Origin of the sequence: Streptomyces sp. NPDC012827 (assembly GCF_042900905.1) — a bacterium.
GTDB classification, from domain to species: Bacteria; Actinomycetota; Actinomycetes; order Streptomycetales; family Streptomycetaceae; genus Streptomyces; species Streptomyces gulbargensis.
In genome coordinates, this window is record NZ_JBIBBY010000010.1 from 87,662 (window position 1) to 103,237 (window position 15,576).

The 15,576-nt window shown below is 74.8% G+C and carries 16 protein-coding genes; 8 read left to right on the forward strand and 8 right to left on the reverse strand.

From position 1 onward, the window contains the following. Window positions 1-40 precede the first annotated feature (40 nt). From ACFY60_RS22170 to ACFY60_RS22180, 3 genes are all read left to right on the forward strand, one after another. Window positions 41-1,231, forward strand: coding sequence for an alcohol dehydrogenase catalytic domain-containing protein (locus tag ACFY60_RS22170; protein WP_388613366.1), 1,191 nt, complete (start codon window positions 41-43; stop codon window positions 1,229-1,231). A gap of 155 nt (window positions 1,232-1,386) precedes the next feature. Then, entirely contained in the window at window positions 1,387-1,623 is a 237-nt protein-coding gene (locus tag ACFY60_RS22175; protein WP_388613364.1) for a DUF6480 family protein, read from the forward strand. Between the two features lie 241 nt (window positions 1,624-1,864). Continuing rightward, window positions 1,865-2,062, forward strand: a complete 198-nt coding sequence (locus ACFY60_RS22180; RefSeq protein WP_388613362.1) for a hypothetical protein — start codon at window positions 1,865-1,867, stop codon at window positions 2,060-2,062. A 64-nt stretch (window positions 2,063-2,126) separates the two neighbouring features. On the opposite strand, the gene ACFY60_RS22185 is transcribed toward ACFY60_RS22180, so the two are convergent. From ACFY60_RS22185 to ACFY60_RS22195, 3 genes are all read right to left on the reverse strand, one after another. Further along, window positions 2,127-2,930 (reverse strand): endonuclease I family protein, encoded by an 804-nt coding sequence (locus tag ACFY60_RS22185; RefSeq protein WP_388613360.1) that lies wholly within the window; start codon window positions 2,928-2,930, stop codon window positions 2,127-2,129. A gap of 240 nt (window positions 2,931-3,170) precedes the next feature. Then, window positions 3,171-3,680 carry a hypothetical protein gene (locus ACFY60_RS22190; RefSeq protein WP_388613358.1) on the reverse strand — a complete coding sequence of 170 codons (510 nt, stop codon included), beginning with the start codon at window positions 3,678-3,680 and terminating at the stop codon, window positions 3,171-3,173. Between the two features lie 22 nt (window positions 3,681-3,702). After that, on the reverse strand, window positions 3,703-5,007 hold the full coding sequence (locus ACFY60_RS22195; RefSeq protein WP_388613356.1) for an MFS transporter: 1,305 nt from the start codon (window positions 5,005-5,007) through the stop codon (window positions 3,703-3,705). A 146-nt stretch (window positions 5,008-5,153) separates the two neighbouring features. On the opposite strand from ACFY60_RS22195, the gene ACFY60_RS22200 reads away from it, so the two are divergent. After that, a complete protein-coding gene (locus ACFY60_RS22200; RefSeq protein WP_388613355.1) occupies window positions 5,154-6,113 on the forward strand; it encodes a LysR family transcriptional regulator in 960 nt (319 codons plus the stop codon). Here the strand turns inward: ACFY60_RS22200 and ACFY60_RS22205 are convergent. Beyond that, window positions 6,100-6,564, reverse strand: coding sequence for an Lrp/AsnC family transcriptional regulator (locus tag ACFY60_RS22205; protein WP_309054213.1), 465 nt, complete (start codon window positions 6,562-6,564; stop codon window positions 6,100-6,102). The two genes, ACFY60_RS22200 and ACFY60_RS22205, sit on opposite strands and share 14 nt — an antisense overlap. Window positions 6,565-6,685: 121 nt before the next feature. On the opposite strand from ACFY60_RS22205, the gene ACFY60_RS22210 reads away from it, so the two are divergent. From ACFY60_RS22210 to ACFY60_RS22220, 3 genes are all read left to right on the forward strand, one after another. After that, window positions 6,686-7,804: an asparaginase gene (locus ACFY60_RS22210; RefSeq protein ID WP_388613353.1), complete on the forward strand. Its 1,119-nt coding sequence runs from the start codon at window positions 6,686-6,688 to the stop codon at window positions 7,802-7,804. Between the two features lie 261 nt (window positions 7,805-8,065). Continuing rightward, the gene (locus ACFY60_RS22215) at window positions 8,066-9,529 is read left to right on the forward strand and encodes an aspartate ammonia-lyase (protein ID WP_388613352.1); all 1,464 of its coding nucleotides are present in this window, start codon (window positions 8,066-8,068) and stop codon (window positions 9,527-9,529) included. Window positions 9,530-9,668: 139 nt separating this feature from the next. Continuing rightward, window positions 9,669-10,454: a hypothetical protein gene (locus ACFY60_RS22220; protein ID WP_388613350.1), complete on the forward strand. Its 786-nt coding sequence runs from the start codon at window positions 9,669-9,671 to the stop codon at window positions 10,452-10,454. A 26-nt stretch (window positions 10,455-10,480) separates the two neighbouring features. On the opposite strand, the gene ACFY60_RS22225 is transcribed toward ACFY60_RS22220, so the two are convergent. From ACFY60_RS22225 to ACFY60_RS22240, 4 genes are all read right to left on the reverse strand, one after another. Next, window positions 10,481-11,848, reverse strand: a complete 1,368-nt coding sequence (locus tag ACFY60_RS22225) for an NAD(P)/FAD-dependent oxidoreductase (protein ID WP_388613348.1) — start codon at window positions 11,846-11,848, stop codon at window positions 10,481-10,483. 147 nt (window positions 11,849-11,995) lie between these two features. Beyond that, window positions 11,996-13,066, reverse strand: coding sequence for a YncE family protein (locus tag ACFY60_RS22230; RefSeq protein ID WP_388613509.1), 1,071 nt, complete (start codon window positions 13,064-13,066; stop codon window positions 11,996-11,998). A gap of 82 nt (window positions 13,067-13,148) precedes the next feature. After that, entirely contained in the window at window positions 13,149-13,748 is a 600-nt protein-coding gene (locus tag ACFY60_RS22235) for a dienelactone hydrolase family protein (RefSeq protein ID WP_388613346.1), read from the reverse strand. A 123-nt stretch (window positions 13,749-13,871) separates the two neighbouring features. Further along, on the reverse strand, window positions 13,872-14,180 hold the full coding sequence (locus tag ACFY60_RS22240) for a hypothetical protein (RefSeq protein ID WP_388613344.1): 309 nt from the start codon (window positions 14,178-14,180) through the stop codon (window positions 13,872-13,874). A 189-nt stretch (window positions 14,181-14,369) separates the two neighbouring features. Here ACFY60_RS22240 and ACFY60_RS22245 point away from each other — a divergent pair, with 189 nt between their 5' ends. Next, a complete protein-coding gene (locus tag ACFY60_RS22245; protein ID WP_388613342.1) occupies window positions 14,370-15,575 on the forward strand; it encodes an RNA ligase in 1,206 nt (401 codons plus the stop codon). Window position 15,576 lies beyond the last annotated feature (1 nt).

Genomic DNA, 15,576 nt, shown 5'->3' on the forward strand with positions numbered 1-15,576 from the left:
CCGCGAACGTGCGTGACGAGAGCGACGGAGGTACCCCCTCATGAAGGCCGTCACCTGGCAGGGCCGGCGCAAGGTCTCCGTGGACACCGTGCCCGACCCCGTCCTGCGCGAGCCCACCGACGTGATCGTCAAGGTGACGTCGACCGGCCTGTGCGGCTCCGACCTCCACCTCTACGAGGTGCTGGGGCCGTTCCTCGACCCCGGCGACATCCTCGGCCACGAGCCCATGGGGGTGGTCGAGGAGGTGGGCCCCGAGGTCCGCCGCCTCGCCCCCGGCGACCGCGTCGTCATCCCCTTCAACGTCTCCTGCGGCACCTGCCCGATGTGCGACCGGGGCCTGCACTCCCAGTGCGAGACCACCCAGGTCCACGCCCGGGGCACGGGCGCCGCGCTGTTCGGCTACACCAAGCTGTACGGGCAGGTGCCCGGCGGGCAGGCCCAGTACCTGCGCGTCCCCTTCGGGGACACCCTGCCCATCCCGGTGCCCGAGGGCCCGCCGGACGACCGGTTCGTCTACCTCTCGGACGTGCTGCCGACGGCCTGGCAGGCCGTCGAGTACGCCGAGGTGCCGCCCGGCGGCTCGGTCGCCGTCCTCGGACTCGGACCGATCGGCGACATGGCCGCCCGGATCGCCCTGCTGCGCGGGGCGGAGACGGTCATCGGCATCGACCTCGTCCCGGAACGGCTCGCCCGCGCCGCCCGGCGCGGCGTCCACACCCTCGACCTCTCCGAGCTCGGGGCCGACCTGACCGAGCGGGTCCGGGACCTGACCGACGGCCGGGGGCCGGACGCGGTGATCGACGCCGTCGGCATGGAGGCCCACGGCGCGTCCGTCGCCCGCTCCCTGCAGACGACGGTCGGCCTGCTGCCCGACGCCGTGGCGGCACCGCTCATGCGCCGGTACGGGGTCGACCGGCTCACCGCGCTGCACCTCGCGGTCGAGCTGGTACGCCGCGGCGGCACCGTCTCCCTCTCCGGCGTGTACGGCGGCGCGGCCGACCCCATGCCGCTGTTCGCCATGTTCGACAAGCAGATCCGCCTCCACATGGGGCAGGCCAACGTCCACCGGTGGACCGGCGACCTGCTGCCGCTGCTCACCGACGACGATCCGCTGGGCGTGGAGGACTTCGCCACCCACCGCCTCCCGCTGACCCGGGCCCCGGAGGCGTACGACATGTTCCAGGCGAAGCGCGACGGCGCGGTGAAGATCCTCTTCAAGCCGTGGGAGTGACGGGGCCCGCCCCGCACCCCGGAGGGCGGACGCGCCGGAGCGGCGCGCCGCCCTCCCCCGGCCCCGCGTGGCCCCCGCCGGATGGAGCGGGGAGAACGGGGTAGGCGCCGGGCGGCCGACCCCCCGAACCGACCACTTCCGAGGAGGTGTCCTCGATGACCGTTCCCAGCAATCCCGACCCGGACCCCCGCACCACCCCGGGGCTCGACCCCCAGGGCGGCCTGCCCCAGGGCGACACCCCGCCCGCCGAGGCGGGCACCGGCACCGGCACCGGCCCCTACCGGCAGCCCCGCGCGGGCTGGGCCAAGGGCCCCCTGATCATCCTCTGGCTGCTGGTCGCCGTGTGCGCGCTGTTCTTCCTCGTGTACGCGATCGTGCTGGCCACCCGGTGACCGCTCCGCCGGACTTCCCGCAACCCGTCACTGCCCGCAGGGGTCCCTGGGCGAGCGAGGGGGACATGGTCCCGGAGTGCCGGACGCCGCGTGAACCCGGGCCCCCCGAGGCCGCTCGGGCGCCGCTGCCCCGGCTGACCCCCCTGGCCGAACTCACCGGACAGCGGCGCATGGGAGGAACGCGCGGCCGCCGCCGACCGCGCGGCCACGACATCCGTCCGACGATCGAGGGAGAGCAGAGATGTCCAACCCACAGCAGCCCGAGGCCCGTCGCAGCGGGCGGGGCGGCGCGACACCGCAGAACAGCCGTGAGGTGAAGGCCGACGAGGCCGGCCGTGACACCGCCCGCAAGGGCCGCGCCCACAGCACCGACCGGGGTGACAAGGGCGGCGGCGAGGGCGGCGGCGTGCCGCCGGACCAGCGCCCCGACCACCCCTGAGAGTCTCTGGGCCTCCGTCCGGTGACGCCGGGCCCCCCGGGGGCCCGGCGTCGAACCGTGGGCGTCACCAGATCGCCTCGACCCACTCCGGGTGGTCGATGAACGGGTTGCGGTTGCCCTGGTAGGTGCTGTGGATGAGGTTGTTGCGGCGCTCCTCGAAGGCGCTCGGCGGGTCCTGCTGGTGCCACTGCTTCAGCACGGCCAGCCGGCCGTGGAAGGGGACGCTGCCGTTGGTCGTCGACTCGTTCGGTTCCAGGTCGGCCCAGGCGTCGTCACCTTCGTAACGGACGGCCATGTACAGGATCATGCGGGCCACGTCGCCCTTGTCGGCGTCGCGCGGCTCGAAGGAGTTGCTGTCCGTGTAGCTGCCCGTGGCGCCGCTGACCGGGCTGCCGCCGAAGTCCCAGTCCTTGTTGCCGCGGATGCTGTTCACCTGCACGTCGGCCGGCCGCAGGTGGTGCAGATCCGTCCCGGGCCCGGCCGAGGTGCCGAAGCTGCCGTGGGACTGCGCCCACACGTGCTCCCGGTTCCAGTCGCCCACGTCGCCGCCGCTGAGGGCCTTGCTCCGCGAGGTGCCGCTGTAGAGCAGGATCACGTTGTTGCTGTTGTTCGGGTCCTGGTCGGTGACCTTCAGCGCGTTCCACACGGCGTCGTAGGAGATCTTCCGCTGGCTGCTGATGATGGTGTGCAGCGACGCCTTCAGGCCCGGGCCGGTCCTGCCGATCGCGTCCTTGTAGTACGTGTCGTCGTACGCGGTGGTCGTGGCACCGGCGGGCGACGCGGTGACCGCGGGCAGCGTGAGGGCGACGAACACGGCGGCCAGCGCCGCGGCCCACGCCTTGCGGCGGCCTATGTGTGCAACGGACATGGGGGACCTTTCCCGGGTGAGGGCACGCGTGAGAACGCGGGGCCCGGCTCGGATCCCCCGCGCTCTACGCGTGTTGACGCGATGTCACCGGGAGGGTGGCACAGCGCCGGGGAGGCCCGTGTAACGGCCGGAAGGCTTTTCCGTGACGGTCCGGCATACGCCGCAACCAACTGCCCCGAACCCGGGACGGATCGGGCGCGGCCCCCGGCCCCCGGGTGCCCGCCGCCCGCGACGCGTGCCTCAGCACCCCGGCACGCCCGGCACGGCCGACACCAGGACGCCGGCCGCGTCGCGCAGTCGGCCCTCCCAGGTACGCCGGTCGAGCCCCACCGTGTACGCGAGGCAGCACGCACACGGGGGGAGCAGCGCCAGGAACGCCCGCTCCGCGCCCGTCCCCGCCTCCGTCTCCGCCCAGTCCTCCGACGCCAGGCCGTCCGGGGTGATCTCCCCGGAGACCAGGGCGGCCGCCGCCCGGCGCAGCGCGTGCCGCCGGGCCACGCGCCGGCCCGGCGGTGCGACCCCCGCCTCGGTCAGCGCCCGCTCGAACAGCTCGCGCAGATCGCGGGGGTCCGTGCGGGGCGGGAGTCCGGCCAGGTCGCGCAGGCCCGGGGTGTCGGCCCCCGCCGCGAGGGCGTGGGCCGCGAGCATCGGCAACTCCTCCGGCCGCAGGCCCTCCGCCCGGGAGCGGCAGGCCGCCTCCCTCAGGGCGTCGAGCCCGCCCGGTGCCGGTGTCGTCCCCTGGGTGCGCACGGTCCCCACGATGCCACCTCCGTCACCGCCGTCCGCCGGCCGGTTCCCCCGTGGGCGGAGCCAGTTGGCCGGGGCGGGGGAGCAGGAGCGGGGTGGCCAGGGCGAGGAGGCCCACCGCCGCGAGGGCCGGGCGGGGGCCGGTGAGGCCGGCGAGGAGGCCGCCGAGCGTGGTGCAGAGGGCCAGGGATACCTGCTGGCCGAGGGACCAGGCCGTCAGGGTGCGCGCGACGAGGTGCGGGGGTGTCCGTTCCAGCCGGCAGGCCGCCACGACCGGGGTGTAGAGGCTCATGTGCAGGACGATCGCCAGCTCGACCGCCGTCACGGTGACGAGTCCGGCGACCCCGGCGGGGGCGAGGGCCAGACCGGGCAGCCACAGCACGCGCAGCGTACCGGCGGCCCGCAGGACCCGGTCGCGGCCGTGGCGGGCGACGACCCGCGGAGCCAACCGGGAGCCGACGAGTCCGCCGAGGCACGGGACGGCGAAGACGAGACCGTACTGCCAGGGCGGCAGCGCGAGATCACGCAGCAGCAGCACGGCGAGCAGCGGCTCGGTCGCCATCACCAGGCCGGAGACGAGCAGCTGATTGAGGAAGAGCGCCCGCAGCCCCGGATCCCCCAGAAGGTGGCGCCACCCGCGGAGGACGGCCCCGGCCCGGCCGCGGTCCTCGGCGGCGGCCGGCGGCCCGGACTTCGGGGCCCTCCCCGCCGCACCTCCCCGGGCCTTTCCCGCCGTCCCCGGCCCCGCCTCCCGGCCGCCCCGCATCGCGCCGATCGCGAGTGCCGAGAGCAGGTGGCCGAACGCGTCGGCCACGACCGTGGCCACCGGCCCGAACACGCCCACGGCCGCCCCGCCCAGCGGAGGCCCGACCGCGAGGGAACTCCAGTTCGTGGACTCGAACCTCGCCTGGGCCACGAGCCGGTCGCCCGGTCGGACGAGGGACGTGACAAGGGCACCGTTCGCCGCGCCGAAGGTGATCCGCGCGGCGGCCGTCACCACCGAGACCGCGAGCACCTGACCGAAACCGAGCAGGCCGACGGCGTACGCGACGGGAATCGACATCAGGGCCGCGCACCGGACCAGATCCGCCGCGATCATGACCGGCCGCTTGCGCCGGCGGTCCACCCACGGCGCGAGCGGCAGGGCGACCAGCGCGCCCACCGCCGGCCCCGCCGCGGACAGCAGGGCGACCTCGGCCGGGCCGGCGCGCAGCACCAGTACCGCGACCAGGGGCAGCGCCCCGAACGCCAGACCGGAGCCGTACGCGCTCACCGCGTAGCCCGCCCACAGCAGCCCGAAGTCCCGGCCAAGGCGTCTCCGACTCCCCACGACCGTCCTCCGCGCGCTCGCCCCGGCACCTCCACCGCGACAACCGGCGGTGACCGGACAGAGCCAAGCCGGAGACACCTCCGCAGGTCAAACAACCTCCAGGCGCCCACCTCACAACCATCCGTTGTTCCCTAAGGTGGGGCGGTATGGATCTCGAAGCGGTACGCACCTTCGTCGCCGTCGCGGAGGCGGGCCAGTTCCACAAGGCCGCCGCCGAGCTGTCGGTCACCCAGCAGGCCGTCTCCAAGCGCGTCGCCGCGCTGGAGCGCCACCTCGGCGTACGGCTCCTGACCCGCACCCCACGAGGCGCCGAACTCGCCATCGACGGGCAGGCGTTCCTTCCCCACGCCCGCGAACTGCTGCGCGTCGCCGCGCGGGCGGCCGCGTCCGTCCACCCCGGCCGCCGCCCCCTGCGCGTCGACATCCTCGCCTCGCGCGGCGCCGCCTCCGGCCTGATGCGCGGCTTCCACCGCGGCCACCCCGGGATCGACCTGGACGTGGTGATGCTGCTCGACATCGACCGGGCCGTCGAGGCCGTCCGGTCGGGGGAGATCGACGCCTCCTTCCGCGCCGTCGCCGCACCCGGGCGCCCCCTCCCCGACGGCGTCGAGGCCGTACGGGCGATCGACGAACCCCTCGAACTGCTCACCGGCCCCGGCCACGCGCTCGCCGGCGCCCGCTCGGTCACCCTCTCCGAACTCGCCGGGCACCGGATCTGGATGCCCGGCCTGCGCCCCGGCAGCGAGTGGGCCGCCTACTACGACGACCTCGTCGCCGCCTTCGGCCTCCGCATCGAGGCGACCGGCCCGAACTTCGGCTCCGACGCGCTCCTCGACACCATCGCCGACACCCCGGCCCTCGCCACCTTCATGGGCGCCCACACCCGCCTGGTCTGGCCCGCCGGCCACGGACTGCGCCGCATCCCGGTGACCGACCCGACCCCCGTCTACCCGCACGCCCTGCTCCGGCACCGCGACAACCCCCACCCCGCCCTGGAGACCCTCCGCGCCCACATCGCCGCCACGGCCACCGGCCACGACGCCGCCGGCACGTGGACCCCGGACTGGGTGATCCCGCGCCGGCCGGGGCCGGTCAGCCGCCCCTGACGTCCACCGGCATGCCCTCCGGCTCCTTGATCCGCTTCATGATGATCTGGGAGTTCACCTCCGTGACCCCCGCCAGGGTCGTCAGCCGCTCGATCCACAGCCGCTCGTACGCCGCGAGGTCGGCCACCGCGATCCGCAGCAGGCAGCCCGGGCTGCCGAACAGGCGGTACGCCTCGATGACGTCCGGGATGTCCTGGAGGGCCTCCTCGAAGGCCTCCACCGTCTCGCGGTCGCGCCGCACCTCGACCGAGACGAGGACCTCGAAGCCCCGCCCCACCGCCTCCGGATCGATGACCGCCCGGTAGCCCTGGATCACCCCGTCCTGCTCCAGCTGCCGCACCCGCCGCAGACAGGGGGAGGGGCTGAGTCCGACCCGCTGGGCCAGCTCCTGGTTGCTCAGACGGCCGTCCTTCTGGAGCTCGCGCAAGATATGGAGATCGATTCGGTCCATGGGCGCAATCATCCACCACGCTGAAACATTTCTCCGGCGGAATTCGCAATCCTCTTGCGCTTCCTTTGGCCTATGGTTGCGGACGACAGGGGAACGACGCACAGCGAAGGACATCAGAGGCATGAAGCGGACGAACGACGGGACACCGCGCCGGATCGTCGTCATCAGCACCGGGGGGACGATCGCCAGCCGCTGGCAGGGCACCGGCTACGCGGCCGACGCCTCCGGCGACGACGTCCTCGCCACCGCCCCGCTCCCCGAAGGCGTCACCGTCGAGGTGACCGACCTCTTCAACGTCAACAGCTCGCGGATGACGGCGGCCCACCAGCTGGCGCTCCTGCGGACCGTCCACGAGACCTTCGCCGACCCCGGCGTCGACGGCATCGTGGTCACCCACGGCACGGACACCCTGGAGGAGACCGCCTTCCTCCTCGACCTGCACCACACCGACGCCCGCCCCGTCGTGCTCACCGGCGCGCAGCGTCCCTTCGGCACGGGCGACGGCGACGGTCCCGGCAACCTCTACGACGCCCTCCAGGTCGCCGCGTCCGTCCGCGACCTCGGCGTCCTCGTCGTCTTCGACGGCCGCGTCCACGCCGCACGCGGCACCGTCAAGTCCCAGACCCTCGCCGCCGACGCCTTCTCGGACCCCTCCAGCGAGCGTCTCGGCCGCGTCGGGTTCTCCCGCGTCGACATCGAGCGGCAGCCCGAGCGCCCCGCCCCGCTGCCCTTCCCGCGGGCCGCCCGCACCGCGGACCCGGGCACGGCTCCCGCCGTCCCGCTGCCCCGGGTCGACATCGTCACCCACCACTCCGACGGCGACCCCGTCCTGCTCGAAGCGGCCCTCGCGGCCGGCGCCCGGGGCATCGTCCTCGTCGCCACGGGCGCGGGCAACGCCACGCCCGAGATCGTCCGCGCCGTCGCCGGCGCCGTCTCGCGGGGTGTCCTCGTCGCCGTCACCACCCGCGTCCCGGCCGGTCCGCTCGCCGAGATCTACACCGGCGGCGGCGCGGTCGACCTCGTCGCCGCGGGCGCCCTCCTCACCGGCACGCTCCGCGCCGGCCAGGCCCGCATCGCCGTCCTCTCCGCCCTCCTCGCCGACGAGGACACCGCAGGCGGCACCGACCCGGCCCGCCGCACCGCCCTCCTGCGCCGCCTCCTCGACGGCCCGGTCCGCACGGAACCGGCCCTCGCCACCGGCGGCTCCTGCTCGGCCTCCGCCGTCGCCACCCGCGCCTGACCGGCGCCCCCACACCCCGGCTCGCGGGCGGCGCCCGCATCACCCGCCCGCGAGCCGGCGCCCACTCCCGCGCGCAGAGCGCCGGTACGCCACGGCCCGCGCGGGCCGTACGCGCACCTCCCGGCAGGCAGCGCCCGCACGCCCCGCGCCGGCGCGCCCCCGCCCCGTACGCCTCCCTCCCCTCCGCACGGCCGCACCGCCCCTGGGGGCCGCCGCCGCGCGCACCTCCCTCCCCGCCACCCGCACCCGCAAGGACGCACCATGCCTCCCGTACCGGCCCCGCACGCCCCCGCAGACCCGCAGCCGCCCACCGCCGGCCCCGCCGTACGGCGCGAGCACGACCTGCTCGGCGACCGGGACGTACCGGCCGAGGCCTACTGGGGCGTCCACACCCTGCGCGCCACCGAGAACTTCGCCATCACCGGCACCCCCATCTCGGTGTACCCGCTGCTGATCGACGCGCTGGCCGCCGTCAAGGAGGCCGCCGCCCGCGCCAACGAGGAACTCGGGCTCCTCCCCGCCGACAAGGCCGACGCCATCGCCGGCGCCTGCCGGGAGATCAGGTCCGGACGCCTGCACGACCAGTTCGTCGTCGACGTCGTCCAGGGCGGCGCCGGCACCTCCACCAACATGAACGCCAACGAGGTCGTCGCCAACCGGGCGCTCGAACTCCTCGGCCACGGCAAGGGCGACTACGCCCGCCTCCACCCCAACGAGGACGTCAACCTCGGCCAGTCCACCAACGACGTCTACCCGACCGCGATCCGCATCGCCGCGATCGGCGCCGCCCGGGAACTCCTCCTCGCCATGGCCGTCCTCCAGGACGCCTTCGCCGCCAAGGCCCTGGAGTTCCGCGAGGTCGTCAAAATGGGCCGCACCCAGCTCCAGGACGCGGTGCCCATGACGCTGGGCCAGGAGTTCTCCACGTACGCCGTGATGCTGGAGGAGGACCGCAGCCGCCTCGCCGAGGCCGTCGAGCTGATCCACGAGATCAACCTCGGGGCCACCGCCATCGGCACCGGACTCAACGCCGCCCCCGGCTACGCCGAGACCGCCCGCCGCCACCTCGCCGCGCTGACCGGACTGCCGCTCGTCACCTCCGCCAACCTGGTCGAGGCCACCCAGGACTGCGGCGCCTTCGTCCAGCTCTCCGGTGTCCTCAAGCGCATCGCGGTCAAGCTCTCCAAGACCTGCAACGACCTGCGCCTGCTCTCCTCAGGCCCGCGCGCCGGGCTCGGCGAGATCAACCTGCCGCCCGTGCAGGCCGGTTCCAGCATCATGCCAGGCAAGGTCAATCCGGTGATCCCGGAAGTGGTCAACCAGGTCGCCTTCGAGGTCATCGGCAACGACATGACCATCACCATGGCGGCCGAGGGCGGACAGCTCCAGCTCAACGCCTTCGAGCCCGTCATCTTCCACGCCCTGTCCAAGAGCATGCTCTCGCTCCGCGCCGCCTGCCTCACCCTCGCCGAGCGCTGCGTCTCCGGGATCACCGCCAACACCGAGGCCCTGCGCGCGGCCGTCGAGAACTCCATCGGCCTCGCCACCGCCCTCAACCCCCACCTCGGCTACACCGCCGCCACCGCCATCGCCCAGGAAGCGCTGGCCACCGGCCGCGGCGTCGCCGAACTCACCCTGGAGAAGGGGCTGCTGCCCGCCCACCGGCTCGCCGAACTGCTCACCCCCGAGCGGCTCACCGGCGCCCCCGGCCCGGCATCGGCCTGACCGCCCGGGAGGGAGGCGGCCGGCCCGCCTCCCTCCCGCCGAGTGGGCCGTACGGGTGAGGCCCCGGGTACGGCGACAGTGCCGGCCGCCGAGCGGGTACGCATCGCACCACTGCCCCCGGCCAGGAGGATGCCGTCCCATGCCCGTCCGCAAGGGTGCCCCCACGCCGCTGCACCTGGGCACCGGTGCCCTGTGCGCGGCGCTGCTGCTCACCGGCTGCGCCCGTACCCCCGAACCCGCCCCCGCCTCCCCGACCCGCGCACCCCGCCCGCCCGCCGCCTCCGCCCCGGCCTCACCCTCCGCCGCACCGGGCGACGCCCGGCCCGTGCCCGCCCCGAGGATCCCCGGCCTCGGGCCCGCCACCCAGGCCCGGGTCCCCGACGGCACCTCGCAGGCCCTCGTCGTCGCCGGGGCCTCGCCGGACGGCAACACCGCCACCACGGTCCTCTACGCGCGCAGCCCCGCCGGGCGGTGGGAGCGCGCCGCCGGTCCCTGGGCGTCCCACAACGCCCTCAAGGGCTGGACCCACGACCACCACGCGGGCGATCTGCGCAGCCCGATCGGGGTCTTCCGGCTCGGCGACGCGGGCGGCCGGCTGCCCGACCCCGGCGCCCGCCTCCCGTACGACCAGGACCCCGGGTTCGCCATCAGCGGCACCGGCTTCCTCGGCGAACCCCTGGAGGGCTCCTTCGACCACGTGATCGCCATCGACTACAACCGCGTGCCCGGCAGGACTCCGCTCGACAAGGAACGCCCCCTGGGCCAGGGGAAGGGCGGCGGCGTGTGGATCCACGTCGATCACGGCGGCCCGACCCAGGCGTGCGTCAGCCTGGACCGGGAGGACCTGCGGGAACTCCTCCGGGCGCTCGACCCGGCCCGCGAACCCGTCGTGGTGATGGGGCCGGGCACCGAACTCGCCCGCTGACCGCGCGCCGGCCGGCGCGCGGTCCCTCAGGTGACCGCGCCGCGGAACGAACCCGTGTGCTCGCGGACCTGTTCCGGCGTCAGATAGGCGTCGGTGTACTCGAAGTCCCGCAGTGTGCCGGCCTTCGACGCCAGGAAGCCGGTCCGGACGAAATCGTCCCCGGCCACCGCGTTGAGCAGCCAGTTGGTCATCACCCGGGTCTTGGCCACACCGGTCCGCAGCGCCGCCCAGTGGTATCCGCGCGCCACCGCTTGCGCGGGCATGCCGTGCAGCTCCACACCGAGCGGCTTCGACACGCCGTCCATGCCGCCGAGGTCCACGACGAGCCCCAGGTCCTTGTGCCGGTAGGGCGTCACCTCCGTGCCGCGCAGGGTGGCGACGAGGTTGTCGGCGACCGCCTTGCCCTGCCGCATGGCGTGCTGCGCGGTCGGCGGGCAGATCGCGCCCTTCTCGTCCTTGGCGAGGTCCGGCACGGCCGCCGCGTCACCGAGCGCCCAGAGGCCGTCGAAACCGGGGACGGTCATCTCGGGCGTCACGACCAGCCGGCCGCGCGTCGTCTCGGCGCCGAGGGTCCCGATCAGCGGGCTCGCGGCCACACCGGCCGTCCAGATGAGCGTGCGGCTCGGCAGCACCCGCCCGTCGGTCAGCGTCACCGTGTCCTCGTCCACGGAGGCCACCGACACCCCGAGCGACACCTCGATGCCGCGCCGGGTGAGGATGTCCATGGCGGCGGCGCCCAGCTTCTCGCCCAGCTCGGGCATGAGCTTCGGCGCGATGTCCACCAGATGCCACTTGATCAGTTTCGGGTCCAGGCGCGGGTACCGCTTCACCGCGTTGTGGGTGAGCTGCTGCAGGCAGGCGGCCGTCTCGGTGCCGGCGTACCCGCCGCCCACCACCACGAACTGCAGCCGCGCCGCCCGCTCGGCCTCGTCGTTGCTCGCGTCCGCCAGGTCCAGCTGCGCGATCACGTGGTCGCGGACGTAGACCGCCTCGGCGAGCGTCTTCATGCCCCGCGCGTACTCCGCGAGCCCCGGGATGTCGAAGCTGCGGGTGACGCTGCCGGGGGAGAGGACGAGATGGTCGTACGGCTCGGTGACGTACTCGCCCGCGATGGTCCGTACGACGCAGACCTTCGCCGCCGTGTCGATGCCCACCACCCCGCCCGGCACGATCCGGGTCCGGTGCCGTTCGCTGCGGCGCAGCGACAGGGCCACCGACTGCGGGGTCAGCACGCCGGCCGCCACCTGGGGGAGGAGCGGGAGGTAGAGCTGGTACGAGAACGGCGACAGCAGTGTGATCTGTGCCTCCCGCTCCGTGAGCCGCCGTTCGAGCCGCCGGACGCAGGCCACTCCGGCGAAGCCGGCGCCCACCACGAGGATCCTCGGTCGAGTCACGCTGTCCGCCCTTCCGTAGGAGCGTGCACGGTGCCATCGGATGCGATCGCTCCGGATCGCATGGCCTTCCTAGCGCCGCCTATCCGTGGCTCACCCTTTTTATCCCTGTTGGAGGGGCCTCGCTCCTCGGGAGGGTCCGTCCGCCCCTCACAGGACGGCGACGCCGAGGGGCCGGGAACCCGCCGGAAGCCGCCGTGTCCGCCCCGATTCCAGGTCCACGACCGTCAGTCCGTCCCAGTAGCCGTCCCGGGTGAAACCGCCGGTCACATAGGCCGTCCCGCCGTCCCGGGAGACGGCGACGTCCTCGTGCGGACCGTCCAGCGGGTACACCCGCTCGTCCCCGTCGGCGGTGCGCACGCTGAGCGAGGGCCCCTGGTCCTCGGCCGGGTCGATCGGGCCCGTGCCGACCGTGAGGAGCGTGCCGTCCCCGGTCACGGTGGTGCCGTGCTGATGGGTGCCGGCCGTCATCGGCTCGATGTCCGTCCGACCCGTACGGGGATCCACGACCGCGAGCCGCTCGCCCTCGAAGGGCAGCAGCAGCTTCCCGTCCGCGGGCCGGACCGCCGCGTAGTGCGGCTTCAGCCAGGAGCCGAGCCCGCCTTCCGTCCCGTAGGGGGCGACCTCCACCCGGCGCGGGCGGAGCGTGTCCGCCGCGACCACCGTGACGTCGAAGGAGTCGTGACCGGTCGCGTACACCTCGGAACCGTCGAGGGCGACGTCCACGTCGAACGGGCGCCGCCCGACCGGCACCGCGTCCGTGACCCGCAGTGCGGCCGTGTCGATCACCTCCAGGGCGCCGTGGCCGCCGGGCACGTGCACGCCCACGTACACCCGGCGCCCGTCCGGCGCGAGCGCGATGCCCATGCCCCCGCCCCGGTACTCACCGGTCGTCACCGGACCCGTGGCCGTCCGGTACGGGATCAGCGCGAGGCGCGAGCGGCTCGCCGTGTCCACCACCGCCACACCCTCGGCGGTGGCCACCCACGCCCGCCCGTCCGCGCCGACGGCGAGTCCGTACGGAGCGGTCCCGACCCGCACGGAGCCGGTGGCGCCGCGCGCCGGGTCCACGAACGTGACGGTGTCGGCACCGAAATCGGTCACCAGGAGCGTGCCGGGCGCGGCCTTCCCGGAGGGCGTCACCGGCACGGGGACGGGCGGCGCCGCCGCCGTGGACGGGCCCACCGGTCCGCCCGCCGGACGACACCGGTGTCCACCGATCGGCCGACCCGACCCGACCCGGCCCGGGGCGCCTCGTGCGGCGACGGCACCGCACCAGGACGCCGGGGGAGCGACGGAAGTCTTACGGCCCGCCGGCCGCGTCCTTGTCGGAGCGCTCCAGGAAAGCCAGGATCCGTTCCAGACAGAGCGCGTACGCCTCGGGCGCGAACGACGGCCCGCCACGCTCCATGAACAGGTGCTCCCGGCCCGGGTAGAGGAACAGCCGCCGGTCCCCGGGGCCCGCGACCAGCTCGCGTGCCGCCGCGAGATCGCCCTCGTCCACGAAATACGGATCGGCGCCCATCCCGTGCACCTCCACGGGCACCCCCTCGGGCCACGCCCCGCCGAACTCCGTCACCGGAACACAGGCGGCGACCAGCAGCGCGCCCGCCGCCCCCGCCCGGGTCTGCGCCAGCTTCTGCGCCGGCAGCACCCCGAGTGAGAGGCCCGCGTACACGAGCCGCCCGGGCAGTTCCGCGGCCGCCCGCTCCCCGCGCGCCACGAGCGTGTCGAAGCCGATCGACGCGGCGTGGGCCGCCCCGGCTTCCAGATCCCCGAACACCCGCCCCTCGTAGAGGTCGGGGACGTGCACCGTGTGCCCCGCCCGGCGCAGGTCACCGGCGACCGCGCGCACCCCCTCGGTCACCCCGAGCGCGTGGTGAAAGAGCAGAACCTCGGCCATGTCGGCGTCCCCTCCTGTCGCGTGCGGACCGGCGTGCGCCGGTCCGCCGGCCAGCATGGCGCATGCCACCGACAGCCGTCCGGAGAAGGGACGACGGGCCGCGTCCCGACCGAGGGGGACCGGCTAGCGGATCGCGCGGTGGGCCGCGACGACACCGGAGTGGCCCGCCCCCGGACCCCCACCGTGACCCATGCCCGCGCCCGGGCCCATCGGGCCGCCCTGACCCATCGGCCCACCCTGGTGCATCGGACCCCCCTGCCCCATGGCCCCCACCGGGCCCGCGGGTCCGCCCGGACCCGCCGGGGGCACCTGGATCACGCGGCTGAGGTCCCGCAGCACCTCCTCGGCGACCTGCCGGACGTCACCCGGAACATCTCCCCGCTCGCGTATGAGCTGGGCGTAGATCGGTGCGGTGCCGTCCGCGTGGTTCATGAAGTCCGCTTCCTTCAGCCGGGTCGGTGCCGTCACCGACGGGGAGACGGCGAGTCTACGGGGCGCCGCCCGCACACCGGGGAGGGGGGAGCCCGGGCGCCGCACCGTACCGCCCCCGCCCGGATAAATCGGTGTCCCCCCGCCCGCCCCGTCCGCAGAATGGATCGACGAACCACGGGAGGGACCCCCATGAGCCAGGCGACCCTGACTCTGCACGACCTCATACCGCCCCACGAGCTGACGGCCGCCCTCGCGGACGGACACGTCACCCGCAAGGCACACCCCGAGCTGCCGCTGTCGATCTACACCTACACACGCGCCTGCCAGTACGCCCAGCACTGGAACACCGCCACCACCCGCTGCCGCGGCCTCGTCGCCGACGACGGCGGACGGATCGTCGCGCTGCCCTTCCCCAAGTTCTTCAACGTCTCCGAGCACGCCGAGGGCCGCCCCTACGCGCCGCCGCTGCCCGACGAGCCGTTCGAGGTGTACGACAAGGTCGACGGCAGCCTCGCCGTGGTCTTCCACTACGCGGGCCGCTGGCGCGCCGCCTCCAAGGGCTCCTTCACCAGCACGCAGGCCACCTGGGCCCAGCGCCGCCTGGACGCCGCCGACACCGGCGGGCTCACCCCCGGCGTCACCTACCTCGCCGAGATCCTCTACCCCGAGAACCGGATCGTCGTGAACTACGGCGAGCGGCGCGACCTGGTCCTCCTCGGTGCCTTCGCCGCCGACGGCACCGAGATCCCGCCGGCCGAGGCCGCGGCCGGCTGGGGCCCGCTGGGCTCGGTCGTCCGTACCTGGCCCGTCACCGGCCTCGCCGAACTGATCGCCCTCACCGAGTCCGACACGCTGCCCGGCGGCCGGCGCGCCACCGGCACCGACGCCGAGGGCTTCGTCCTCCGTTTCGCCTCCGGGGTGCGCGCCAAGGCCAAGCTGCCCGAGTACGTACGCCTCCACAAGGTGCTCACCGGTGTGACCGAGCGGGACATCTGGCGCGGCCACGGCATCCAGCGCTTCGCCGGACTGCCCGCGGCCGAGGTGGCCAAGGGCATCGGCTGCCCCGTCGCCGAGGTGGAGGCGCACGGCGGCAAGCCCCTCGACGCGCTCCTCGAACAGGTACCCGACGAGTTCGACGCCTGGGTCCGCTCCGTCGTCGCCCGCCTCGAAGAGGCCGCCGCCCGCCGCGAGCGGGCCGTGGACGAGGCCTTCGCACGTCTCGCCCACCTCGCCGGCGACCGGGCCGCGTTCGCCCGCGCCGCCGCCGGTCTCACCGACCGCGGCCTGCGCGCCGCCGTCTTCCTGCGCCTCGACGGGCGCCGCACCGACCTCCTCGTCTGGCGGCAGCTCCGCCCCGAGGCCACCGACCCCTTCGCCCGCGACGAGGAGAACTGAC

Coding starts and splice junctions, on each gene's coding strand:
- ACFY60_RS22170 (WP_388613366.1), top strand. CDS start 41: ATGAAGGCCGTCACCTGGCAGGGCCGGCGCAAGGTCTCCGTGGACACC.
- ACFY60_RS22175 (WP_388613364.1), top strand. CDS start 1,387: ATGACCGTTCCCAGCAATCCCGACCCGGACCCCCGCACCACCCCGGGG.
- ACFY60_RS22180 (WP_388613362.1), top strand. CDS start 1,865: ATGTCCAACCCACAGCAGCCCGAGGCCCGTCGCAGCGGGCGGGGCGGC.
- ACFY60_RS22185 (WP_388613360.1), bottom strand. CDS start 2,930: ATGTCCGTTGCACACATAGGCCGCCGCAAGGCGTGGGCCGCGGCGCTG.
- ACFY60_RS22200 (WP_388613355.1), top strand. CDS start 5,154: ATGGATCTCGAAGCGGTACGCACCTTCGTCGCCGTCGCGGAGGCGGGC.
- ACFY60_RS22205 (WP_309054213.1), bottom strand. CDS start 6,564: ATGGACCGAATCGATCTCCATATCTTGCGCGAGCTCCAGAAGGACGGC.
- ACFY60_RS22210 (WP_388613353.1), top strand. CDS start 6,686: ATGAAGCGGACGAACGACGGGACACCGCGCCGGATCGTCGTCATCAGC.
- ACFY60_RS22215 (WP_388613352.1), top strand. CDS start 8,066: ATGCCTCCCGTACCGGCCCCGCACGCCCCCGCAGACCCGCAGCCGCCC.
- ACFY60_RS22220 (WP_388613350.1), top strand. CDS start 9,669: ATGCCCGTCCGCAAGGGTGCCCCCACGCCGCTGCACCTGGGCACCGGT.
- ACFY60_RS22235 (WP_388613346.1), bottom strand. CDS start 13,748: ATGGCCGAGGTTCTGCTCTTTCACCACGCGCTCGGGGTGACCGAGGGG.
- ACFY60_RS22240 (WP_388613344.1), bottom strand. CDS start 14,180: ATGAACCACGCGGACGGCACCGCACCGATCTACGCCCAGCTCATACGC.
- ACFY60_RS22245 (WP_388613342.1), top strand. CDS start 14,370: ATGAGCCAGGCGACCCTGACTCTGCACGACCTCATACCGCCCCACGAG.